Consider the following 23,750-nt stretch of genomic DNA (forward strand, 5'->3'; position numbering starts at 1 on the left):
TTGTCGTTGTTTGCGTTATCTTGAGCAGACGAAAGCTTCTTTTTGATTGAATGGGTCATAACTGGATAATTGAGTCTGGTTATGGCGATAATCTGGCAGAAACTGTGCGAGGTGGCCGGAACCCGGAGAAGAGATGGATGAGTGGCGGCGAATTGAAAACCTTTCCCGAATGGGTGGTCTGCGAACATTGCGATAGCGTGTATCAGCGTGTTGCCTTGGCGAATGGTCAAGTTGCGCGCTGCGAGCGCTGCTTCGCCCCGCTCTATCGCGCCAGCAGCCTGGATGCGGAGCGCTGGCTGGCGCTTACCGTCGCCGCAGCCATCATGTTCGTGATCGCCAATTTGTGCCCACTGGTCCGCATCAGCCTGCAGGGCTTACACAACGAAGCGACCCTGTGGCAATCCGCCGCTGCGCTGGCGCATGGCCCGGCGGCGCTGATTGCCGTGCCGACCGCGCTGTCGATCATCGTCGTGCCTTTTCTGCAGATTGCCTTACTCGGCTGGATTCTCGTTTTTGCGCGCCGGAAAAGGCGTGCCCCGGGCTTTGCCACGGCCATGCGGATGCTTGTCGTCTTGCGGCCATGGAGCATGGTCGAGGTTTGCATGCTGGGCATCCTGGTGGCGATCATCAAGCTTTCCAGCTTTCTGGAAGTCGTGCCGGGCCCCGGCATCTGGGCTACGGCGGTGCTGATGGTTCTGATCACGATCATCGCCAATCGCGATGTTCATTGGTTATGGGACATGGTCGAGGCCAGGCCAACGCATTCGGAGAGTCGGACGTGAGTGCTCCTCCGCGTGCCGCTCAGTTGCATGTCATCGCCTGTCACACGTGCGGGATGGTGCTCGAAGATGCGCCCGGGCATCCCGGTCATGGGCGCTGTCCGCGCTGCGGCACGACCCTTCACCGGCGGCGTCCCAACAGTATTGCCCGCGCCTGGGCCTTGTTGATCGCCGGCATGCTTTTCTATATTCCGGCCAACCTGCTGCCGGTGATGTATACGAACATGCTGGGCAGCGGCAGCGACAACACCATCCTGCAAGGCGTGGTCGAATTCTGGCATGGCGGTTCCTATGGCATTGCCCTGGTGATCTTCATCGCCAGCGTTGTCGTGCCTTGCAGCAAGTTCCTGATTCTCGGCATGCTGCTGATGACGGTGCAGCGCCGCAGCACCTGGGCCATGCGGGAGCGGGCGCGGCTCTATCGCCTGGTCGAAATCATCGGTTACTGGTCGATGCTCGATGTGCTGGTGGTGGCAATTGTCGCCGCGCTGGTCAAGTTCCAGTCGCTGAGCGATATCGAGCCGCGCACCGGTATCCTGTTTTTCGGCATGGTTGTTATCCTGACCATGCTTGCCGCGATGCAATTTGACCCACGCTTGATCTGGGATAGTGAGGACACATGAGTGAAGCTCTTGAAACGCCGCCCCAACCCGGCAAGCCCGGCATTCTTGAACGGCGTCGATTTCCCTCGCTGATTTGGCTGGTGCCGCTCGTTGCCGCGCTGATCGGCCTCTCCATGCTCGTTCATGCCTGGCTTTCGGCCGGGCCGGAGATCACGATCGCTTTTCAGGCGGCGACCGGTCTGGATGCCGGCAAAACGCCGGTGAAATACAAGGATGTGACGGTTGGACTGGTCTCCAGAATCAGCTTGAGTGAAGACGGCTCGCACGTACTCGTGGCGGTGTCCATGGACAAGAGTGCGGAAAACCTGGTGCGCGCCGACTCGCGCTTCTGGATCGTGCGTCCGCGCATCGGTCTGGCTGGCGTATCGGGAATCGATACCTTGTTCTCTGGCGCTTACATTGGCATCGATGCGGGGCAGTCCGAAGCGTCTGGCAAGAATTTCATCGGTCTGGAAACGCCGCCGACGATTATCAACGGGGCGCCCGGCAAGAGTTTCGTGCTGCATGCCGATGACCTCGGCTCACTGGATATCGGCTCGCCGATTTACTACCGGCGTATCCAGGTCGGGCGTCTTGCATCGTATCAACTCGACCCGGACGGGCGCGGGGTCAGCTTGCAGATTTTCATCGATGCGCCTTACGACAGTTTCGTTGGCGCCCAGACGCGCTTCTGGAATGCGAGCGGGATTGATGTCGCACTCGGCGCCAATGGCCTGAAGCTCAATACGCAATCGCTGACGACCTTGCTGGCCGGCGGCATTGCTTTTGCTACTCCGGCCTTTGCCGCAGCGGAAAAATCGGGCGCGGCACAAACCGTGTATGAACTGGCGAAGGATCAGCAGGCGGCGATGGCACCTCCCGACGGCCCGGCGCAGTACATCGAACTGCATTTCGAACGTTCGTTGCCGGGCTTGTCGATTGGCGCCCCGGTTCAGTTCGCCGGCCAGGAGCTCGGGCGCGTCGTCTCGATCAATCTCGACTACGACCCGGTCAAACAGCGCTTTCCCTCGGTGGTTGGCATCGAACTCTATCCGCTGCGCCTCGGCCGGGCCCTGGATAAACTGCCCAAAACCAGGGAGGGAACCGATCCGGCATTGTTCATGCGGCGTATGGTGGAGCACGGTTTGCGTGCCCAGGCCCGCTCTGCGAACCTGCTGACGGGGCAACTCTATATCGCGATCGACTTCGTTTCGAATGCGCCGAAGGTGGCTTTCGACATCACGGCGCGCCCGCTCATCTTGCCGACCATCAACGGTGATTTCGATCAGTTGCAGGAGCAAGTGGCGAACATCGTCGCCAAGGTCGACAAGATTCCCCTGGACTCGATCGGTCGTCATCTCGATGCCAGCCTGGTCAGCCTGGATCAGACCTTGAAGCAAACCAATGCGCAAGTCTTGCCCGAAGCGACCCGCACACTGCAACAAGCACAACAGAGCCTGGGCAGCGCGCAAGGCATGCTTGCCGACGATGCGCCGTTACAACAGAACCTGAACCAGACCTTGCTGGAAGTTCGGCGCGCCGCGCAGTCGGTGCGGGAACTGACCGACTTGTTGGGGCGCCATCCGGAGTCCTTGCTGCGCGGCCGGCCGGATGACCCTAAACCCGCCCCGGCCGGGGCTCGTCTCCCGGCCAATACCCAGGAGTCTTCGCCATGAACCGCTTTCTTTCCTGGGGACTGCTGACCGCGTGCGGGCTGGGTCTGGCGGGTTGCGCATCCTCGCCGGTGCATTATTACACGCTGATGGCGCCCGCTTCGGCGAGCAGCGCCCCGAACAAGCCGCCGGTTGCCTTCCGGCTCGAGGTTTTGCCGGTCGGCATGCCCGTCTTGATCGATCGGCAAGCCCTGGTCGTCCGGCAGGGAGAGAACGGTGTCGCCATACTCGATAGCGAACGCTGGACGGCGCCTTTCAGTGATGAACTTCGCGACGCATTGTCGAGCAATCTGGCCCGCAAGCTGGCGACGCAGGATCTTGCGGGGCTACCCCGTGCCAAGGGCGGGCGCGTTTTGCGCGTGAAACTCCAGGTGCGTCGTCTGGATGCCTGGCTTGGTCAACAGGTTCAGCTCGAAGCGGATTGGACGCTGAGTTTTGCCGGCGACACCACAAATAGCCCGCTGACTTGCCGCGCCCAATTCGACGTCGCGGCACCCGGCAGCTATCCCCAGCTGGTCAGTGCCCAGCAGCACGCAATAACGCTGCTCGCGGAAGGGATTGCGGCGGATGCCCGGAATTTTGCGGATTCGCCCCGTACGGCTTGCAGTACGCCGTAAGTGCCGGCGCGCCGCTCCGCCGGGGCCGGTAAACGGCAACAGGCGCCCACTCAACTGCTCTGCGTTGTGCCCGAACTGGCGGTGTAGCGCTCGCTGACGAATTTCTCGATTTCCTGCAGGAAGCGGTTGCCCGTGTAGTTGCCGGCCAGCTCGCGCGCCTTGCCGAGGAACTCGTCTTCGCCGATCCCGGCGGCCTTGGCCAGGCCGAGCCAGATCGATTGCGGGAAGGTCGTGGTGGCGGATTCCGGCATGCTCAGGCCGGCTTCCTGCCAGCGCTGTTTCAATTTGTCGGGGACTTCCCCGGCCAGTTCCTTTTCGAATTGCGCCATCGCCGTCTTGTCCTTTTGCAACTGTTCGGCGGCGCTGAGCGGTTCTTCGCTCGCGGCCGGCGTCAGCTTGGACATGGCCAGCGAGATGTCGACTTCGCGCTGCGCGTCTTCCATGCTCATCGGCACTTTCCAGCCTTCCTTCTGGACTGCGTTGATCAGGCGGACGTAGGGCGTCAGGTTGGTCATGCCGTCCTTGTTGGCGGCGTGCGCGGCGTGCATTTCGCTCTTGATCTGCGCGATCAGCGCTTCGTTTTCCGGCAGCAGGGGTAGGTTGCCGAGGCCGGGCGTGGCGCTGCTGCTGCCGCTGATGCCCTGGTTGGCGTCGAGTCGGGCCTGCGCTTCGTCGAGGATGTCCTGCGGGAAAACCCGGTTGAGTTCGGCCAGCGCGTCCTGGCGGATGGATTCCGGGACGGCGATGCCGCCTGCGGCTGCCTGGCGGGCTTCCTTTGAGATGTTCACTGTCGTGCTGGCGCTGTCCGGCGTGCCGCTCGTCTCGGTCGTGCTGGTCGTGCCCTGGCTGGCTGCCGCGCTGCGCACGGCGCTGGTGGCGCCGGCGGCGTAAAAAGATGCGATGGCGGTGATGCTCATTGTTGTCCTTCCGTGAAATGTTCGGTTCCTGGCGAAATGCAAAGGCAATATCGGTGCCATGCCGCCAAAAAATCCGGATTTCGGCGCTGGGCCTGCGTCGGCAAGGGTTTTTCGGCGTCGCGCCGGTTTTACCCGGCGGCGGAAAATGCGGCAATTTTTACGGTCGACCGGTAAAAAGTCCGGGTTTTCGCGGCGTGTTGCATCAGCCTTCCTGTTGCAACGGACACCGGAAAAATGCGCGTGCCGGGCGGTCGACCGGTAAAAAGCCCCGTTTTTTCCCGTCGACCGTTCCGAACCGGCGCTGTCGGCTCGACCGTTGCCGTTCCGGCGCGTATCCTTGCCGGGTCTTCAGGGCGGGGTGGAACTCCCCACCGGCGGTAGGCGGGCATGCAAATGGCCGCGAGCCCGCGAGCGCCGCAGTCGTCTCCGGATGATTGCGGGTCAGCAGATTCGGTCCAATGCCGAAGCCGACGGTCATAGTCCGGATGAGAGAAGGCAGCGATACCCCATGGTCTCCGCAGGGAGAGCCGTGGGTTTTTCTGCATCCCTGGAACGCCTCTTTCACGTCTTTTTTCAGGAGCGTTTCATGTATCAAAACAGCCTCAACGACTCTTCCGAGTCCGTCGCCAAATCTGGCGAAAACACCGTCGAACAGGCCATCGCGGCCATTCGCGCCGGCCAGCCGGTGATCATGCTCGACGATGACGATCGCGAGGACGAAGCCGACCTGGTGATGGCCGCGCAGCACGTCACGGTGCCGTGGATGGCCCGCTTCATCCGCGACTGCAGCGGCATTGTCTGCCTCTGCCTCGACAACCGCATCGCCGACCGCCTCGAACTGCCGCCCATGGTGGCCGCCAACACCAGCCGCCACGGCACGCCGTTCACGGTGTCGCTGGAAGCGCGGCACGGCGTGACGACCGGCGTTTCGGCGGCCGATCGCACGGTGACGGTGCTGCTCGCTGCGGCCGAGAATGCGCGGGCCGAGGAATTCGCCCGGCCCGGCCACATCTTCCCGCTACGTGCCCACGATCAGCGCGTGCATGGCCGGCGCGGTCATACCGAGGGCTCGGTGCTGATCGCCGAGCTGGCCGGTCTGCGCCCGGCGGCAATTCTTTGTGAATTGATGAACGACGACGGCACGATGTTGCGCGGCCAGCAGGTGCGCGACTACGCCGAACGGCACGGCCTGGTCATCGTCTCGGTGGCGGCGCTGGCCGATTACACGCGGCGCGTCGCGGTCTAGGAAGTACGGCCGGTGCGCCTGTCCGGGTGCCGGCCTTGTCCGCTCAGTCGGCGCCGGGGCGCCAGCCGCCGGCCTTGAGCATGCGGTCGTAGAGCACGACATTGACGGTGGCGGCGAGATTCATGCAGCCGTGCGTCGGGATGTAGATGATGTCCTTGCACCAGGACGTCACCTTCTTTTTCAGGCTGCCGTCTTCCGGCCCGAAGATGTAGAAGGCGCGTTCCGGGTGGCGATATTCGGTGAGCGGCTTGGCATCGGGGTGAATTTCGATGGCGACCGGCGTGCAGCCGAAAGGAATCACCAGTTGCAGGTCGTCGACGCCGATCAGCGGCAATTGCAGATGCACCTGCTTGGTGTCGGTGCGGAACTCGGCGGCGCGTTCGTAGCGCTTGCCGGTGTAGAAGACCGAATTGACGCCGTAGCAGCCGGCGGCGCGCATGATGGCGCCGACGTTTTCCGGGCCCTTCGGGTTGTCGAGGCCGATGCAGGCATAGCCGGTGCAGTCGCGGACGGCCTGGTTTCTGGTGATGGTTTGCATGGTTTTCGGTAAGGAGCGTAGCCCCGGGTTCTTGCCCCGGCGCGTGACAGGCCGCCATTGTGCATGACTTTGGCCGGCGCTGCCGATCGGCCCGCTCCGCTCATTTTGCGCTAAGCGCGAAACCGCACAGACGGCCCCGGTCTCGGCCGCTAGTCTGGGTTTGCATTCCGGATCGCCCAACAGACGGTTCGAAAGCCGTTTCCGCCGCTTGGCGACGGGGCGGGCGACCGGCAATTTCGCTGCTTCGCCAAAGCACAAGGAGCTGGATATGAGCTGGGAAATTGATGCGGAAGCCTGGAAGCTGGTCGGGGTCAAGATCAAGTCGCGCTGGGGCAAGATCAACAACGTCGTGCTGGAACTGATCAATGGCCGGCGCGAAGTGCTGGTCAGCCAGGTTGAGGCGCTCTACGCGGTGACCCCCGAAGAGGCTGAAAACCAGGTGCTGAGTTTCGAAAAGCACACCAAGGAACTTCGTCCCAAGGGTGTTGTTGCCTGACTCGGCTTGATGGTCAGGTAGCGGGGTTTGCCCGTCCTGACCCGGTGGATTGATCGCTACAGAGCTGGTCATCGGGCGATTCACTGTCGCGGTCGCCGGCCGTTTCGCTGCCTCAGGTATAATGCCGGCCTCTCCGCCTAACCAGACCCCACTTCCATGGCCGACATTCTTTGCCTCAAGGGCGACGCCGCCTTTTCCGCCTTCCGTCTGCAACGCCTGCAAGCCCGCCTGGTGGCGGCCGTGTCGGATATCGAATCGGTGCTTGCCGATTACTGGCATGTCGTGGCGCAGAAACGTGCCCTGAATGCCGACGAGCGCGCCAAGCTGGCGACGCTGCTGGAAGAGAAGGCCGCCGGTTCCGATGCCGGCGAGCTGTTCCTGGTTGCACCGCGCATCGGCACCATTTCGCCGTGGTCTTCCAAGGCGACCGACATCGCCTGGAATTGCGACCTCGATGCCATCGAGCGTATCGAACGCGTCATCGCCTTCCATGTGGTGGTGAAAAACAATCGCGCCCTGAGCGCCGACGAAAAGAAGACTGTCGCCGGCCTGCTGCACGACCGCATGACCGATTCCGTGTTGCCCGGCTTTGAAGCCGCTGGCGAACTGTTCCGCCATTTCGAGCCGAAGCCGCTCAATACGGTCGACGTGCTCCAGGGCGGCAAAACCGCGCTGGTCGCCGCCAATGGCTCGCTCGGCCTGGCGCTGTCCGACGACGAAATCGATTACCTGCTCGACGTGTTCACCAAGGCCGGCCGCAACCCGACCGACGTCGAGCTGATGATGTTCGCGCAGGCCAATTCCGAACACTGCCGCCACAAAATTTTCAACGCGTCGTGGGTGATCGACGGCGAGAAGAAGGACAAGACGCTGTTCGGCATGATCCGCGAAACGCATGCCGCCGCGCCGCAAGGCACGATCATGGCCTACGCCGACAACGCCTCGATCATCGAAGGCGCGACCATCCAGCGTTTCTACCCGGATGCCGATCGCGGCTACAGCTACAAGGAAGAGCTGACCCACATCCTGACCAAGGTCGAGACGCACAACCACCCGACCGCCATTTCGCCCTTCCCGGGCGCGTCGACCGGTAGCGGTGGTGAAATCCGCGACGAAGGTGCCACCGGCAAGGGGTCCAAGCCGAAGGCCGGCCTCTGCGGCTTCTCGGTCTCCAACCTGAATCTGCCGGATGCCCCGCAGCCCTGGGAACATGCCTACGGCCGCCCGTCGCGCATCGCCTCGGCGCTCGACATCATGCTCGAAGGCCCGATCGGTGCTGCTGCCTTCAATAACGAATTCGGCCGTCCGAACCTGACCGGCTATTTCCGTACCTATGAGCAGGACGTCGCCGGCACGGTGCGCGGCTACCACAAGCCGATCATGATCGCCGGCGGTCTGGGTTCCATTCAGGCCGAGCAGTCGTTCAAGGAAGAAACCTTCCCGGTCGGCACCAAGTTCATCCAGCTCGGTGGCCCCGGCATGCTGATCGGCCTCGGTGGCGGTGCCGCCTCGTCGATGACGGCCGGCTCGAACGCCGAAGACCTCGATTTCGCCTCCGTTCAGCGCGGCAACCCGGAAATCCAGCGCCGCGCCCAAGAGGTGATCGACCGCTGCTGGCAGATGGGCAAGAACAATCCGATTTTGTCGGTGCATGACGTCGGTGCCGGTGGCGTTTCCAACGCCCTGCCGGAACTCGCCCATTCGGGCGGCGTCGGCGCCATTTTCGATCTGCGCAAGGTGCCGACCGAAGAGCCGGGCATGTCGCCGGCCGAAATCTGGTCCAACGAATCGCAGGAACGCTACGTGCTGGCCATTCCGCCGAACCGTATCGCCGAATTCCAGGCCATGTGCGAGCGCGAGCGCTGCCCGTTTGCCGTGGTCGGCGAAGCCACCGGCGACGGCCACCTGACCGTGACCGACGACCATTTCGGCGTCAATCCGGTCGACATGGAAATGGAAGCCCTTTTGGGCAAGCCGCCGCGCATGACGCGCGACGTGACGCACCAGCCGGAAACCTTCGTTTCCTTCGACGCCGCGTCCATCGAACTCAAGGACGCCGCCTATCGCCTGATGCGTCTGCCGACCATTGCCGACAAGACCTTCCTGATTTCGATCGGCGATCGCTCGGTCGGCGGCATGACGGCGCGCGACCAGATGGTCGGTCCGTGGCAGGTGCCGGTGGCTGACGTCGCCGTCACCACCATGGGTTACCAGGGTTACCTCGGCGAAGCCTTCGCGATGGGCGAGCGTACGCCGCTCGCCGTCTTCGACGCGCCGGCTTCCGGCCGCATGGCGATCGGCGAAGCGCTGACCAACCTGGCTGCCGCCGATGTTGGCGCACTAGCCAAGGTCAAACTCTCGGCCAACTGGATGGCGCCGTGCGGCGTCGCTGGTGAAGATGCCCGCCTGTTCGACACCGTCGAAGCCGTTTCCGACCTGTGCAAGGCGATCGGTGTGTCGATCCCGGTCGGCAAGGATTCGCTGTCGATGCGTACCGCCTGGGAAGATCAGGGCGTCAAGAAACAAGTCGTCTCGCCGCTGTCGCTGGTGGTGACGTCTTTCGCAGCGGTCGACGACGTGCGCAAGACCAAAACGCCGCAACTGGCTGTCGATCAGGGTGAAACCGAACTGCTGCTGCTCGACCTCGGCCAGAACCGCCTCGGCGGCTCCTGCCTGGCGCAGGTTTACAACGCCACCGGCAGCGATGCGCCGGATGTCGATGAACCGGCCAAGCTCAAGGGCCTGTTCGATGCCGTGCAGAAACTCAATCGTGATGATTTGCTGCTGGCCTACCACGACCGTTCCGACGGCGGCCTGTTCGTTGCTGCCTGCGAAATGGCCTTCGCGACGCGTCGCGGCGTGTCGCTCGATCTCGACGGCATTTGCTACGACGCCGGTGCCGGCGACGTCGATGGTTCCGAGAAGCTGACCAACCTGCTGGCCGGTCGCGATTTCGAAAACATTGTGCGCGCGCTGTTCAACGAAGAACTCGGCGCCCTGATCCAGATCCGCCGTGCCGACCGCGAAAAGGTCACGCCGATTCTGCGCGCCTGTGGTGTGCCGTACCACTTCGTTGGCACCATGAACGAGTGGGACGAAATCCGCGTCACCCGCAACGCCAAGCGCGTGCTGCGCGAAAAGCGTGTCGACCTGCAGCGTGCCTGGTCGGAGACCAGTTACCAGATGCAGGCCATGCGCGACAACCCGAGCTGCGCGCAGCAGGAGTTCGACCGCATTCTCGACGTCACCGATCCCGGCCTGACGCCGAAGCTGACTTTCGATCCGCAGGAAGATTTCACCAAGGTTTATCAGGACGTCAGCGGTCGTCCGCGCGTCGCCATCCTGCGCGAGCAGGGCGTCAACAGCCATTACGAAATGGCTGCCGCCTTCGACCGCGCCGGTTTCGCCTCGGTCGACGTGCATATGAGTGACATTCTCGCCGGCCGCGTCAGCCTCAAGGACTTCAAGGGTCTGGTCGCCTGCGGCGGCTTCTCCTACGGTGACGTACTCGGCGCCGGCCTCGGCTGGGCGCGGACCATCCTGATGCATGACGGCTGCCGCGACGAATTCGCCGCCTTCTTCAACCGGAAAGATACGTTTGCTCTCGGCGTCTGCAACGGTTGCCAGATGATGAGCGCGCTCAAGTCGATCATCCCCGGTGCGGAACACTGGCCGGCTTTCCGTCGCAACAAGGTCGAGCAGTTCGAGGCACGTTTCGTGATGACCGAAATCCTCGATTCGCCGTCGATCTTCTTCGCCGGCATGGAAGGCTCGCAAGTGCCGATCGTCGTCTCGCACGGCGAAGGCCGCGCTGTCTTCGATAACGCCGATGATCAGAGCAAGGTGCTGTCGGCCGTGCGCTACGTCGACAACAAGGGCGAACCGACCGAAGTCTATCCGTACAACCCGAACGGTTCGCCGAACGGTTTGACGGCGGTGACCACAGCTGACGGCCGCTTCACGATCATGATGCCGCACCCGGAACGCGTCTTCCGCAGCGTGCAGATGTCCTGGCACCCCGAAAACTGGGGCGAGGATTCGCCGTGGCTGCGCATGTTCCGCAACGCGCGGCGCTGGGTGGGTTGATTCGCCGGCTCGCTTGCGACAACAAAAAAAGGAACTCCGCGGAGTTCCTTTTTTTTATTGTCAGTTGAGTTTGCCTGCTTTTTCCCTATATCGGCTGACAGACATCGACCCAGTGGCCGCCGGTAATTTCCGCAAGCAATGCCGGGCTGAGCCGAACCGCGCTGTGGATGGCGCCGGCAGCGGGCAGGACTTCATCGAAGGCCTGCAGCGACTGGTCGAGGTAGATCGGCAGTTCGCTGGCGAGGCCGAAGGGACAGACGCCGCCGACTGGATGCCCGGTCAGTTCGACAACCTCTTCCGCCGGCAACATCTTGCCCTTGCCGAAACAGTCCTTGAATTTGCGATTGTCGATACGCGCGTCGCCGCGCGCGACGAGCAGGATGGCCTGGTCGCCATTGATGCGAAAAGCGAGCGTCTTGGCGATACGGCCGGCTTCGACGCCGTGCGCCTCGGCGGCCAACGCCACGGTTGCGGTACTGACTTCCAGTTCAATGATGGGAATGTCGAGCTGACGGGCGGCGAAGAAGTCGCGAACGGATTGCAGGCTCATGGCGGGCTGGTTCTTGGGTTTTGGTGCGGTCGACCGCTAATCGGTTACCGTTTTGCCAATGTTCGATCAGCGCTCGCGGTATTCGCGCAGCTTGTCGAGTTCGCCGACCAGTTGGTGCGAAGCTTCGTTGAGTTCCGGCAGGAGCAGGTCGGCCGAGTCGCCGAGGCCGTTGTTGCTGAGTTCGACGATTTCGTTGGCCAACATGTGGAAGCGGTCGTGGATGCTGATCAGCTGGGTGAGTTCGGCGCTGCCTGCGGCTTCCTGGAGCGCTTTGGCCAGGGTGCAGCTGCGATGTTCGGAAAGCGGCATGTCGGCGTAGTCGCCACCGGCAAAGGCATTCATGAACTGGCGCCGCCACTGGGTGTGCAGGCGGATGGCGCTGTCAATGTCGATGCGCTGCATGGGCTGTCTCCGGATAGGTGATGGCGGGCGGCTCGGTTGCCGCTTCTGGCCGAAGCCTGAATTATGCCGCAGGGCGGGCGCCGGGCAAGGGGGCTGGCGTTTTTTAGCGAGGAAATTGCTGGTGGGTGACGAAGCTCGCCATCTGCTGCTCGTTGAAAAACACCAGTCTGATCTCGTCGACCGCTACACCGCTGGCGAGAACCTCGCTTAACGTGCGCGAGACGACGCCGGCGGCCAATTCCGGCGGGTAGCCATAAACGCCGGTCGAAATGGCCGGAAAGGCGATGCGTCTTAGACCAAGTCGAGCCGCCAGTTCAATGGCGTTGCGATAGCAGGCGGCGAGTAGCACCGCTTCGTTGCTGGCGTGCTGGCCGTAAATCGGGCCCACCGTGTGGATGACGTAAGGTGCCGCCAGTTTGCCACCTGTAGTGATGGCAACCTGACCGGTCGGCAGACCGTCGGGCCAGTCGCTTTGCCGCAAGATACGGCAGGCTTCGAGGATGGCCGGTCCGCCTGCTCGGTGGATGGCGCCATCGACACCACCGCCACCGAGCAGGCTGCTGTTGGCGGCATTGATGATGACGTCGACGGCTTGTTCGGTCAGGTCACCGACAGTCAGGTGGATGCGGTCATCACAATAAGAGTATGTGGCGGCGGTCATGGTGGATGCGCAGAATTTTCCGCATCATGATAACCGCCCAGCCGGACTCCTTCACGCCGGCTTCTGACTCAGGCGGCGCAGATGCGGGCGCGCCGGCGCCAGCAGGCGGGCGTTTGCAGGGCTTCGATGTTGAGACCGCGGGTGCTGAAAATCGCATGGGCGCGTTCGAGACGGGCCTGTTCGTCGTGGGCAATGCCGGCCATCAGGTCGAACCAGTGTTGAAGACGTTTCATGGGAGCAACTCCTTATCGGTAACTGTATGGATGAACAGTGTTTGGCGTTCAGGCGCAGAATAACCGAAAGCTGTATGGATGTACAGTATTCGAAAAAAGTTTTATCCGGGGTAGGCTTGGGCCATCAAAGAAGGATGAAAGGTCCCCGAATGTCGCGCGTAAACTCAGCCTGGTTGCCTCCGGCCGGCATGCTGGCGACTTATCGCGGACGCAGCCGGCGCTCGATGCGCAATGTCCGGGTACTGGCCGAAGCCTCCGGCGGCTGCATGGTGGTCGAGGCGATCGGCCGGCAGGGGTTGCCGGTTCGCTTGACCGTCAAGCGAACCAACCTGGCCCCGATGCAACCCGACCTGTTCGACTGAGCAGTTTTCGCCAGAGGTATCTGGCGGCCGTCCTGATTCGCTGCCAGCGTGCCGCTGGCGCATTCTTTTCCAGTCGTATCCATCCGTCACCAATCCCTTCGATCAGCGTCAGGCCATCGTTCTGGCTGTAATGGCTTTGTCCGGTCGACAGGAAAATATCGCGTTTTTCTCCCGCGGAGGTGATCCAGACCGTGCCGCCCGTGCAGCGGATCGTCATGGCACCGCGCAGTTGCAGAGGCCTGTTTTCCTGGACGAATATTTCACCCGCTTGCGCTGTGTTTTGCATGACGCTCTCCGCTGTTGCCGATGCGGAAATTTTAGGTTTGCTAGGGGTGCTGATACAGTCTCAATAAACATAAATTGTGATCAGTACAGTTGTTTGTTTGTTGAACTGTACTGGTCCTGCGTGGTGATAACTGTATGGGTGATCGATGAGTGCGGAACTTTTGCGCTATGAAAAACTGGCGGCCGAACTGGAGGGCATGATCAGTGGTGGGAGCCTCTGCCACGGTGATCGTCTGCCGTCGGTGCGGCGCCTGGCCGTGGAGCGGCGTTTGTCGGTGTCCACGGTGGTGCAGGCTTTGCATCAACTGGAGGGCAGGGGGCTGGTCGAGGCCCGGCCGCAATCGGGTTACTTCGTGCGCCGGGTCGAGCCGGCACGGGCCCAGCCGGTGCTTCGGCCGCCGCCGGTCGAGCCGGTGCCGGTCGACGTCTCGCAGCGCCTGGTGCGTGTCCTGCAGGCCGGTGCCAAGCCGGGCATGGCGCCGTTTGCCGCTGCCTTGCCGGCGCCTGGGTTGTTGCCTCTGGCGGCATTGCACCGTTTATACGCGGGTATCGCCCGGCGGCAACCGAAACTTCTCGAAGGCGGTAGCCATATCAATATGGACGAGCCGGCCCTGGTCCGGCAGCTGGTTCGTCGTTCGCTGGCCTGGGGCGGACCGCTCGCGGCAGAGGAATTCGTCATCACCAATTCCTGTACCGAGGCGCTCGGGCTTTGCCTGCGGGCAGTGACCAAACCCGGCGATACGGTGGCCGTCGAGTCACCTGCCTATTATCTGATGCTGCAGTTGCTCGAAACGCTGGGTCTGAAGGCGCTGGAAATTCCGACCGATCCGCAGACCGGCATCTCGGTCGAGGCACTCGATCTGGCGACCCGCGATGGCGCGGTTGCTGCCTGTCTGCTGGTGCCCAATGCCAGCAATCCGCTGGGTAGTGTCATGCCTGACGAGAAAAAGCGCCTTCTGGCGACGTTGACCGCCAGCCGCGGTGTCGCGGTAATCGAGGATGATATTTATGGTGACCTGCATTTCGGCAGTCAGCGGCCGTGGCCGATCAAGGCCTTCGATACCTCCGGTAATGTCATGCTCTGTTCCTCCTTCTCGAAAAGCCTGACGCCGTCGCTGCGCATCGGTTTTGTCGCCGCCGGGCGGCACCGTTCGGCGATCGCGCTGCAGAAGACGATCACCAGCGGTGCCACCAATCCGCTGACCCAGCATGTGCTCGCCGAATATCTGGCGTCCGGCGCCTACGAGCGGCATCTGCGCAGTTTGCGGCGCAGCTACGAAAGCCAGGTTGAAAGCATGCGGCAGGCGGTCAGCCGCTATTTTCCGGCAGCTACCCGGATCGCCTGGCCGCAGGGTGGCTTCGTGCTTTGGGTCGAGTTGCCGGAGGTGTTCGACGCTTCGCGCCTGCATGAGCGGGCGGTAGCCGAAAATCTTTCCTTTGTGCCCGGCGAACTCTTTTCCGCCAGCGGTATGTACCGCAATTGCCTGCGTCTCAATTGCGGCAATCCGCATACGCCGGAAATCGATGATGCCGTGCGCCGTCTCGGTGCCTTGATTGAAAACCCGTAATTGCACCAAATGGAGGCTGCAAAAACTACGGTATCATTCCACATTGGCCTGTACGGGCCATCAGTCCCAATGAAGGCGGGCACGGGTCCGCTTCTTATATTGCATCCGAAGGGTTTCTCCTCTCATGTTTGACGCAGTCCGGAACAACAAGAAGATCGTCCAGATTTTTCTGGCGCTGATTACACTGCCGTTCGCCTTTTTCGGCGTCGAGTCCTACGTTCGCAGCGTGGGCACCGGCGACGATGTGGCCAAGGTCGGCGACATCAAGATTACCCAGCAGCAATTCCGGCAGACGCTGCAGGAACAGCAGGAAAAGCTGCGGACCCAGTTGGGAGGCCAGTTCGATCCCAAGATTCTGGATACTGTCGAAGCGCGCAGTGCAATTCTCGATGATCTGATCAACCAACGTTTGCTGCTGGTTGAAGCCAGCAAGCGCGGCATGTTTGCCAGCGATGATGCCGTGCGTCGTACCATCGGTTCGGTCGAGGCTTTCAAGGTCGATGGCAAATTCTCGTCCGAGCGCTACGAAGCGGCCTTGCGGGCACAGGGCATGACGCCCGCCGGCTTCGAGGCGCAACTGCGTCAGGACATGACCCTGCAGCAACTGGCGGGAGCGGTCGGGCAATCCGGTTTGATGGCGCATGCGGTCAGTGACCGGGTGCTGGCCATCCAAAGTGAAAAGCGCGAAGTCATGGAATATCGCCTCGGTCTGGATGCGTATCTGGCCAAGGTCAAGCTGGCCGATGGCGCGGCGAAGAAGTTCTACGACGAGAACAGCAAGCAATTCGAAATGCCGGAGCGCCTCAAGGCCGAATACGTCGTTCTTTCGATGGACGGCATTGCAGCCCAGTTGGCGGTCACCGATGCCGAGATCAAGTCATGGTACGACAGTCACAAGGACAAGTTCCAGCAGTCGGAAGAGCGGCGCGCCAGCCATATCCTGGTTGCCTCGGAAAAAATCGGCAAGGACAAGGCGCGGGCAAAGGCTGCTGAACTTCTCAAGGAAGTCCAGAAGACGCCGTCTGCTTTTGCCGAACTGGCCAAAAAGAACTCGGATGACCCGGGCTCCGCTGCCAAGGGTGGGGATCTCGGCTTCTTCGGTCGCGGCATGATGGTCAAGTCGTTCGACGATGCCGCTTTCAGCCAGAAGGAAGGCGAGATTTCCGGTGTGGTGGAATCCGATTTTGGTTTCCACATCATCAAGGTCACGGGTATTCATGCCGGCAAGGAAAAGCCGCTGGCTGACGTCAAGGCCGAAATCGAATCAGAACTGAAGAAGACAGCTGCGTCGCGCAAATTTGCCGAAGCCGCCGAGGCTTTCAGCAATGCAGTCTATGAACAGCCCGATAGCCTGAAGCCGGCGGCCGACAAGTTCAAGCTTGCAGTCAAGCAGTCCGACTGGCTGTTGCGCCAGGCCAATCCGGTCAACGGTCCGCTCGGCAATGAAAAGCTTCTGGCTGCCCTGTTCTCGGAAGACTCGGTCAAGAACAAGCGCAATACCGAAGCGGTCGAAGTCGCCGCCAATACGCTGGTTGCTGCGCGTATCGTTGAATACAAGCCGACCGAGTTGCAGTCATTCGACAGCGTTCGCGCGAATATTGAAACCCTGCTCAAGCAGCGTGAGGCGCTGGCGCAGACCAGGAACGAAGGCGAGGCTCGTCTGGCGGCCCTTAAAAAGGGCGAGGACAAGCTGGCCTGGGGAGGTGCCAAGAGTGTTTCCCGCATGGATGCGCGCCTGATCCATCCGCTGGCTGCGCCGCTCGTCTTCAAGGCTGATGTCAGCAAGCTTCCGGCTTACGCCGGTGTTGAACTCCCGGGGATCGGCTACGCACTCTATAAGGTTGCCAAAGTTGAGGCGGGTGACAAGCTTGATGATGCCCGGCGTCAGGCGGTGGTTCGTCAGCTCGGCTCGCTTCAATCCCAGGAAGATGTGCAGTTGTATCTTGCTGCCTTGCGCAATCGCTACAAGGTCGAAGTGAACAAGGCTGCATTGGAGTCGAAGGATCGCTGATTTCCTCTCAGTTAAAAGGAAACCAAAAGCCGGCTGGGTTACCCCGCCGGCTTTTCCTTTTTGAGAGGGCGAAAACGCTCAATGGAATCTTTTTGTCGATCGGTGTTGACCTTTGTTCGAAGAACTATATAATGCGCCCCTCCTTGCAGCGCTTGGTTCTACGGGCGGTGAGGGGAGGAAGTGGTGGTTTGAGTTTTGGCAGGTTGAGCGAAAAAAGATTTCAAATTTTGCTTGACGGTTTAGCTGAAGTTCTTCATAATCTCGCTTCTCTGCTGCTGACGGATTTAACGAGACGGCGCGGTGGAAATGATCTTTAACAATTTGAACAACCGATAGGTGTGGGTGCCTTGATGCTAGTGACTTAGGTCACACAAAAGTATTAAAGGCAATCACACGGATGGAGAGATCCATCGAGGTAGAAGTTAAATTCTACCGTCAGTGAATTGTGAGTAGTAATGTTGGATTGAACTGAAGAGTTTGATCCTGGCTCAGATTGAACGCTGGCGGCATGCCTTACACATGCAAGTCGAACGGCAGCACGGGAGCAATCCTGGTGGCGAGTGGCGAACGGGTGAGTAATGTATCGGAACGTACCATTGAGTGGGGGATAACGTAGCGAAAGTTACGCTAATACCGCATATACCCTGAGGGGGAAAGCAGGGGATCGCAAGACCTTGTGCTCTTTGAGCGGCCGATATCAGATTAGCTAGTTGGTGAGGTAAAGGCTCACCAAGGCGACGATCTGTAGCGGGTCTGAGAGGATGATCCGCCACACTGGAACTGAGACACGGTCCAGACTCCTACGGGAGGCAGCAGTGGGGAATTTTGGACAATGGGGGCAACCCTGATCCAGCCATGCCGCGTGAGTGAAGAAGGCCTTCGGGTTGTAAAGCTCTTTCGGCCGGGAGGAAATCGCATCAGTTAATACCTGGTGTGGATGACAGTACCGGAATAAGAAGCACCGGCTAACTACGTGCCAGCAGCCGCGGTAATACGTAGGGTGCGAGCGTTAATCGGAATTACTGGGCGTAAAGCGTGCGCAGGCGGTTTTTTAAGACAGGCGTGAAATCCCCGGGCTCAACCTGGGAACTGCGCTTGTGACTGGAAGGCTAGAGTATGGCAGAGGGGGGTGGAATTCCACGTGTAGCAGTGAAATGCGTAGAGATGTGGAGGAACACCGATGGCGAAGGCAGCCCCCTGGGCCAATACTGACGCTCATGCACGAAAGCGTGGGGAGCAAACAGGATTAGATACCCTGGTAGTCCACGCCCTAAACGATGTCAACTAGGTGTTGGGTGGGTAAAACCATTTAGTACCGGAGCTAACGCGTGAAGTTGACCGCCTGGGGAGTACGGCCGCAAGGTTAAAACTCAAAGGAATTGACGGGGACCCGCACAAGCGGTGGATGATGTGGATTAATTCGATGCAACGCGAAAAACCTTACCTACCCTTGACATGTTCAGGATCCTGAAGAGATTTGGGAGTGCCCGAAAGGGAACTGGAACACAGGTGCTGCATGGCTGTCGTCAGCTCGTGTCGTGAGATGTTGGGTTAAGTCCCGCAACGAGCGCAACCCTTGTCGTTAATTGCCATCATTTAGTTGGGCACTTTAACGAGACTGCCGGTGACAAACCGGAGGAAGGTGGGGATGACGTCAAGTCCTCATGGCCCTTATGGGTAGGGCTTCACACGTCATACAATGGTCGGTACAAAGGGTTGCCAAGCCGCGAGGTGGAGCTAATCCCAGAAAGCCGATCGTAGTCCGGATCGTAGGCTGCAACTCGCCTGCGTGAAGTCGGAATCGCTAGTAATCGTGGATCAGCATGTCACGGTGAATACGTTCCCGGGTCTTGTACACACCGCCCGTCACACCATGGGAGCGGGTTCCGCCAGAAGTAGGTAGCCTAACCGCAAGGGGGGCGCTTACCACGGCGGGGTTCGTGACTGGGGTGAAGTCGTAACAAGGTAGCCGTAGGGGAACCTGCGGCTGGATCACCTCCTTTCTAGAGAAAGCATCACTGGCACCCACAACCTATCGGTTGTTCAATGAGTAGCAAACAGACGAGGGTCTGTAGCTCAGTCGGTTAGAGCACCGTCTTGATAAGGCGGGGGTCGTTGGTTCGATTCCAACCAGACCCACCAACGTCAAATCAAGTAAGCGAGCAGTACGAGGCGCGAGACATCGCCGCATACACCTGTATGCAAGATGTTGAGCAACGACGTAATGCGAAGCTTAACGGGGGATTAGCTCAGCTGGGAGAGCACCTGCTTTGCAAGCAGGGGGTCAACGGTTCGATCCCGTTATCCTCCACCAGAACCTAAAGATAAGCAGAGATGTTTATCTTTAGCTTTTGAGGAATCAATTGCTACGCTCTTTAACAAATTGGAAGAAGGTTGTGTCACTCGTGCTGATGAGGCATGGGTGATGCGTTGTGATTGCATCTGTAACGTCTTCGGACGATACAGCACAAATATGAGTTTGCCTGTAGCCGCTCTCGCTAAGAGAGTACAAGGTTATAGGATCAAGCGACTAAGTGCATGTGGTGGATGCCTTGGCGATCACAGGCGATGAAGGACGTGCAAGCCTGCGAAAAGCGGGGGGGAGCTGGCAATGAAGCTTTGATCCCCCGATATCCGAATGGGGAAACCCACCTCTTATGAGGTATCCCTGACTGAATACATAGGTCAGGGAGGCGAACCCGGTGAACTGAAACATCTAAGTAGCCGGAGGAAAATAAATCAACCGAGATTCCCCAAGTAGTGGCGAGCGAACGGGGAGCAGCCTGCTAGTGATAGCGGAATGGTTAATGGAACGGAATGGAAAGTCCGGCCGTAGTGGGTGATAGCCCCGTACATGAAAACCAATCCGTGGTACTAAGTTAGCGAAAAGTAGGGCGGGGCACGTGAAACCTTGTCTGAACATGGGGGGACCATCCTCCAAGGCTAAATACTCGTGATCGACCGATAGTGAACTAGTACCGTGAGGGAAAGGCGAAAAGAACCCCGGGAGGGGAGTGAAATAGATCCTGAAACCGCATGCATACAAACAGTGGGAGCCGACTTGTTCGGTGACTGCGTACCTTTTGTATAATGGGTCAGCGACTTACGTTGTGTTGCGAGCTTAACCGAATAGGGGAGGCGTAGCGAAAGCGAGTCTGATAAGGGCGTTTAGTAGCACGGCGTAGACCCGAAACCGGATGATCTATCCATGGCCAGGATGAAGGTGCCGTAACAGGTACTGGAGGTCCGAACCCACTAATGTTGAAAAATTAGGGGATGAGCTGTGGATAGGGGTGAAAGGCTAAACAAATCCGGAAATAGCTGGTTCTCCCCGAAAACTATTTAGGTAGTGCGTCACATATCACCAACGGGGGTAAAGCACTGTTATGGCTAGGGGGTCATCGCGACTTACCAAACCATGGCAAACTCTGAATACCGTTGAGTGCGAGTGTGGCAGACAGACAGTGGGTGCTAACGTCCATTGTCAAGAGGGAAACAACCCAGACCGCCAGCTAAGGTCCCCAAGACACAGTTAAGTGGGAAACGAAGTGGGAAGGCATAGACAGCTAGGAGGTTGGCTTAGAAGCAGCCATCCTTTAAAGAAAGCGTAATAGCTCACTAGTCGAGTCGTCCTGCGCGGAAGATGTAACGGGGCTCAAACTGTGCACCGAAGCTGCGGATATCGAAAGATATGGTAGGGGAGCGTTCTGTAGGTCTGTGAAGGTGACTTGAGAAGGTTGCTGGAGATATCAGAAGTGCGAATGCTGACATGAGTAGCGATAAAGGGAGTGAAAAGCTCCCTCGCCGAAAGCCCAAGGTTTCCTACGCAACGTTCATCGGCGTAGGGTGAGTCGGCCCCTAAGGCGAGGCAGAAATGCGTAGTCGATGGGAAACAGGTCAATATTCCTGTACCGATTCTAGATGCGATGTGGGGACGGAGAAGGTTAGGTCAGCCATCTGTTGGAATAGGTGGTTTAAGCGTGTAGGAGTGTCCCTTAGGCAAATCCGGGGGAATTATCTGAGGCGTGACGACGAGGCACTACGGTGCTGAAGTGATTGATACCAAGCTTCCAGGAAAAGCCACTAAGCTTCAGTCTAGAATTGACCGTACCGCAAACCGACACAGGTGGGCAGGATGAAAATTCTAAGGCGCTTGAGAGAACTCAGGAGAAGGAACTCGGCAAATTAACACCGTAACTTCGGGAGAAGGTGTGCCCCGGTAGGGTATAAGTCCTCGCGACGAAAGCCCGATGGGGTTGCAGTGAAATGGTGGCTGCGACTGTTTAATAAAAACACAGCACTCTGCAAACACGAAAGTGGACGTATAGGGTGTGACGCCTGCCCGGTGCCGGAAGGTTAAGTGATGGGGTGCAAGCTCTTGATCGAAGCCCCGGTAAACGGCGGCCGTAACTATAACGGTCCTAAGGTAGCGAAATTCCTTGTCGGGTAAGTTCCGACCTGCACGAATGGCGTAACGATGGCCACACTGTCTCCTCCTGAGACTCAGCGAAGTTGAAATGTTTGTGAAGATGCAATCTCCCCGCGGCAAGACGGAAAGACCCCATGAACCTTTACTGTAGCTTTGCATTGGACTTTGAATCGGTCTGTGTAGGATAGGTGGGAGGCTGTGAAACCGGGACGCTAGTTTCGGTGGAGCCAACCTTGAAATACCACCCTGATTTATTTGAGGTTCTAACCTTGATCCGTGAATCCGGATCGGGGACCGTGCATGGTGGGCAGTTTGACTGGGGCGGTCTCCTCCCAAAAGGTAACGGAGGAGTACGAAGGTACGCTTAGGACGGTCGGACATCGTCCATAAAGTGCAATGGCAAAAGCGTGCTTGACTGCGAGACCCACAAGTCGAGCAGGTGCGAAAGCAGGTCATAGTGATCCGGTGGTTCTGTATGGAAGGGCCATCGCTCAACGGATAAAAGGTACTCTGGGGATAACAGGCTGATACCGCCCAAGAGTTCATATCGACGGCGGTGTTTGGCACCTCGATGTCGGCTCATCTCATCCTGGGGCTGTAGCCGGTCCCAAGGGTATGGCTGTTCGCCATTTAAAGAGGTACGTGAGCTGGGTTTAAAACGTCGTGAGACAGTTTGGTCCCTATCTGCCGTGGGCGCTGGAAATTTGAAGGGGGCTGCTCCTAGTACGAGAGGACCGGAGTGGACGAACCTCTGGTGTACCGGTTATGACGCCAGTCGTATCGCCGGGTAGCTATGTTCGGAAGAGATAAACGCTGAAAGCATCTAAGCGTGAAACTCGCCTTAAGATGAGATTTCCCGGAGTCTTGAACTCCTTAAAGGGTCGTCGAAGACCACGACGTTGATAGGTCAGGTGTGGAAGCGCAGTAATGCGTTAAGCTAACTGATACTAATTGCCCGTACGGCTTGATCCTATAACCTTGTAATACACTGCAAGCAATACTCATAAAGCAGTCACAACAATCAACCTTCTATCCCAATTTGGCCTGACGCAATCCGCGGCAGGCACACAAGTTACGCTTGGCGGCAATAGCCTGCTGGACCCACCCCTTCCCTTCCCGAACAGGACCGTGAAACAGCAAAGCGCCGATGATAGTGAGTATTTCGCTCGCGAAAGTAGGTCACCGCCAGGCTCCCATTTCAAAAGCCCCTCTAGCTCTCGCTAGCGGGGCTTTTGTGCGTCTACAACACTCAAAATATCGAGAGAATCAAACGAGGGCGCGAAAAGACCTCGACGCTTTTACCGGCAAACTTTCGTGCTGCTAAAGAGTTTTTCAGGGAGAGGGCTGGTTCAGCCCGTTCGCCCATTGCAAGGCATGCGTCTGCTGGTTGTTGTTTCTCCAGACGTAAAAAAGCCGCTCAGGTTTGCCGAGCGGCTTTTTGATTGGAGCGGACTGTGGTTCAGGCAGGCAATGGTTCTGCGTTACCCAGGGCTACCGTGTTCATGCCGCCATCGACATACATGATTTCGCCGGTAATGCCGCTGGCCAGGTCGGAGAGCATGAAGGCGGCGGCGTTGCCGACTTCTTCGATGGTCACGTTGCGACGCAGCGGGGCATTGTGCGAGTTGTAGGCGAGCAGTTTGCCGAAGTTGCCAATGCCGGAGGCGGCCAGGGTCTTGATCGGGCCGGCCGAGATGGCGTTGGCACGGATGCCTTCAGGGCCGAGGCAGAAGGCCAGGTAACGGGTAGCCGCTTCCAGGCTGGCCTTGGCCAGGCCCATGGTGTTGTAGTTCGGCATGGTGCGCTCGGCGCCGAGGTAGGAGAGGGCTAGTGCGGCGCTCTTGCGGCCCTGCATCATCGGACGCGCGGCCTTGACCAGTGCCGGATAGCTGTAGGACGAGATTTCGTGGGCGATACGGAAGGCGTCACGCGTGATGCCGTTCAGGAAGTCGCCTTCGATCGCTTCGGTCGGGGCATAGGCGATGGAGTGCACGAGGCCATCCAGTCCATCCCAGTGTTTGCCCAGTTCGACGAACAGATTGTCGATCTGTTCGTCGCTGCCAACATCGAGCGGGAAAACGAGGGTGCTGTCGAATTCGGCCGCAAATTTGTTGATGCGGTCGAGAAAGCGTTCGTTCTGGTACGAGAAGGCGAGTTGAGCGCCTTCACGGTGGCAGGCCTTGGCAATGCCATAGGCGATGGAATGCTTGGACAGCAGTCCGGTAATCAGAATCTTCTTGTCGGCGAGAAAGCCCATGTGTTGTTCTCCCTAAGGGGTTTAGCCCCGAGATTATA

The 23,750-nt window shown here is 59.4% G+C and carries 18 protein-coding genes, 2 tRNA genes, 3 rRNA genes and 1 riboswitch; of the genes, 15 read left to right on the forward strand and 8 right to left on the reverse strand.

Features of this window, described 5'->3' with window-relative positions:
* Window positions 1-137 precede the first annotated feature (137 nt).
* The 4 genes from KIG99_RS18105 to KIG99_RS18120 are packed head-to-tail and all read left to right on the forward strand — an operon-like array spanning window position 138 to window position 3,671.
* The gene (locus KIG99_RS18105; protein WP_226461433.1) at window positions 138-782 is read left to right on the forward strand and encodes a paraquat-inducible protein A; all 645 of its coding nucleotides are present in this window, start codon (window positions 138-140) and stop codon (window positions 780-782) included.
* Window positions 779-1,402: a paraquat-inducible protein A gene (locus KIG99_RS18110; protein ID WP_226461434.1), complete on the forward strand. Its 624-nt coding sequence runs from the start codon at window positions 779-781 to the stop codon at window positions 1,400-1,402. Before KIG99_RS18105 ends, KIG99_RS18110 begins: the two co-directional genes overlap by 4 nt.
* Window positions 1,399-3,057: a PqiB family protein gene (locus KIG99_RS18115; protein ID WP_226461435.1), complete on the forward strand. Its 1,659-nt coding sequence runs from the start codon at window positions 1,399-1,401 to the stop codon at window positions 3,055-3,057. Before KIG99_RS18110 ends, KIG99_RS18115 begins: the two co-directional genes overlap by 4 nt.
* Window positions 3,054-3,671: a PqiC family protein gene (locus tag KIG99_RS18120; protein WP_226461436.1), complete on the forward strand. Its 618-nt coding sequence runs from the start codon at window positions 3,054-3,056 to the stop codon at window positions 3,669-3,671. The genes KIG99_RS18115 and KIG99_RS18120 overlap by 4 nt, the downstream gene beginning before the upstream one ends.
* Before the next feature lie 50 nt (window positions 3,672-3,721).
* On the opposite strand, the gene KIG99_RS18125 is transcribed toward KIG99_RS18120, so the two are convergent.
* Window positions 3,722-4,588 (reverse strand): hypothetical protein, encoded by an 867-nt coding sequence (locus KIG99_RS18125; RefSeq protein ID WP_226461437.1) that lies wholly within the window; start codon window positions 4,586-4,588, stop codon window positions 3,722-3,724.
* Between the two features lie 340 nt (window positions 4,589-4,928).
* Window positions 4,929-5,089: riboswitch (FMN riboswitch) on the forward strand.
* Window positions 5,090-5,174: 85 nt separating this feature from the next.
* Between KIG99_RS18125 and ribB the strand changes: the two genes are divergently transcribed.
* Entirely contained in the window at window positions 5,175-5,834 is a 660-nt protein-coding gene (gene ribB, locus KIG99_RS18130) for a 3,4-dihydroxy-2-butanone-4-phosphate synthase (protein ID WP_226461438.1), read from the forward strand.
* Between the two features lie 43 nt (window positions 5,835-5,877).
* Here the strand turns inward: ribB and KIG99_RS18135 are convergent, their stop codons facing one another.
* On the reverse strand, window positions 5,878-6,372 hold the full coding sequence (locus KIG99_RS18135; RefSeq protein ID WP_226461439.1) for an RNA methyltransferase: 495 nt from the start codon (window positions 6,370-6,372) through the stop codon (window positions 5,878-5,880).
* 268 nt (window positions 6,373-6,640) lie between these two features.
* Between KIG99_RS18135 and KIG99_RS18140 the strand changes: the two genes are divergently transcribed.
* Window positions 6,641-6,868: a CsbD family protein gene (locus KIG99_RS18140; protein ID WP_226461440.1), complete on the forward strand. Its 228-nt coding sequence runs from the start codon at window positions 6,641-6,643 to the stop codon at window positions 6,866-6,868.
* A 156-nt stretch (window positions 6,869-7,024) separates the two neighbouring features.
* A complete protein-coding gene (purL, locus tag KIG99_RS18145; RefSeq protein ID WP_226461441.1) occupies window positions 7,025-10,954 on the forward strand; it encodes a phosphoribosylformylglycinamidine synthase in 3,930 nt (1,309 codons plus the stop codon).
* Window positions 10,955-11,039: 85 nt separating this feature from the next.
* On the opposite strand, the gene KIG99_RS18150 is transcribed toward purL, so the two are convergent.
* The 4 genes from KIG99_RS18150 to KIG99_RS18165 form a co-directional block, all read right to left on the reverse strand.
* Window positions 11,040-11,504, reverse strand: a complete 465-nt coding sequence (locus tag KIG99_RS18150) for a YbaK/EbsC family protein (protein WP_226461442.1) — start codon at window positions 11,502-11,504, stop codon at window positions 11,040-11,042.
* A gap of 66 nt (window positions 11,505-11,570) precedes the next feature.
* A complete protein-coding gene (locus KIG99_RS18155; RefSeq protein WP_226461443.1) occupies window positions 11,571-11,906 on the reverse strand; it encodes a hypothetical protein in 336 nt (111 codons plus the stop codon).
* 103 nt (window positions 11,907-12,009) lie between these two features.
* A complete protein-coding gene (locus KIG99_RS18160) occupies window positions 12,010-12,567 on the reverse strand; it encodes an O-acetyl-ADP-ribose deacetylase (protein WP_226461444.1) in 558 nt (185 codons plus the stop codon).
* Window positions 12,568-12,635: 68 nt separating this feature from the next.
* Window positions 12,636-12,800: a hypothetical protein gene (locus KIG99_RS18165; RefSeq protein WP_226461445.1), complete on the reverse strand. Its 165-nt coding sequence runs from the start codon at window positions 12,798-12,800 to the stop codon at window positions 12,636-12,638.
* 149 nt (window positions 12,801-12,949) lie between these two features.
* Here KIG99_RS18165 and KIG99_RS18170 point away from each other — a divergent pair, with 149 nt between their 5' ends.
* Window positions 12,950-13,162 (forward strand): hypothetical protein, encoded by a 213-nt coding sequence (locus KIG99_RS18170; RefSeq protein WP_226443446.1) that lies wholly within the window; start codon window positions 12,950-12,952, stop codon window positions 13,160-13,162.
* Here KIG99_RS18170 and KIG99_RS18175 read toward each other — a convergent pair.
* Window positions 13,116-13,448 (reverse strand): DUF2917 domain-containing protein, encoded by a 333-nt coding sequence (locus tag KIG99_RS18175; RefSeq protein WP_226461446.1) that lies wholly within the window; start codon window positions 13,446-13,448, stop codon window positions 13,116-13,118. The two genes, KIG99_RS18170 and KIG99_RS18175, sit on opposite strands and share 47 nt — an antisense overlap.
* A gap of 145 nt (window positions 13,449-13,593) precedes the next feature.
* Here KIG99_RS18175 and KIG99_RS18180 point away from each other — a divergent pair, with 145 nt between their 5' ends.
* The 7 genes from KIG99_RS18180 (at window position 13,594) to rrf (ending at window position 22,646) form a co-directional block, all read left to right on the forward strand.
* A complete protein-coding gene (locus KIG99_RS18180) occupies window positions 13,594-15,015 on the forward strand; it encodes an aminotransferase-like domain-containing protein (RefSeq protein WP_226461447.1) in 1,422 nt (473 codons plus the stop codon).
* A gap of 124 nt (window positions 15,016-15,139) precedes the next feature.
* Window positions 15,140-17,026: a SurA N-terminal domain-containing protein gene (locus tag KIG99_RS18185; RefSeq protein WP_226461448.1), complete on the forward strand. Its 1,887-nt coding sequence runs from the start codon at window positions 15,140-15,142 to the stop codon at window positions 17,024-17,026.
* Between the two features lie 465 nt (window positions 17,027-17,491).
* Window positions 17,492-19,029 (forward strand): 16S ribosomal RNA (locus KIG99_RS18190).
* Window positions 19,030-19,091: 62 nt separating this feature from the next.
* Window positions 19,092-19,168: transfer RNA gene (locus tag KIG99_RS18195), tRNA-Ile, on the forward strand.
* 96 nt (window positions 19,169-19,264) lie between these two features.
* Window positions 19,265-19,340: transfer RNA gene (locus tag KIG99_RS18200), tRNA-Ala, on the forward strand.
* 206 nt (window positions 19,341-19,546) lie between these two features.
* Window positions 19,547-22,427: ribosomal RNA gene (locus KIG99_RS18205) — 23S ribosomal RNA — on the forward strand.
* Window positions 22,428-22,532: 105 nt separating this feature from the next.
* Window positions 22,533-22,646 (forward strand): 5S ribosomal RNA (gene rrf, locus KIG99_RS18210).
* The 16S, 23S and 5S rRNA genes sit together here with 2 tRNA genes alongside, the layout of an rRNA operon.
* A 268-nt stretch (window positions 22,647-22,914) precedes the next feature.
* On the opposite strand, the gene fabI is transcribed toward rrf, so the two are convergent.
* Window positions 22,915-23,712, reverse strand: a complete 798-nt coding sequence (gene fabI / locus KIG99_RS18215) for an enoyl-ACP reductase FabI (RefSeq protein WP_226443455.1) — start codon at window positions 23,710-23,712, stop codon at window positions 22,915-22,917.
* Window positions 23,713-23,750 lie beyond the last annotated feature (38 nt).

It is taken from the genome of Quatrionicoccus australiensis (assembly GCF_020510425.1).
Lineage (GTDB): Bacteria > Pseudomonadota > Gammaproteobacteria > Burkholderiales > Rhodocyclaceae > Azonexus > Azonexus australiensis_A.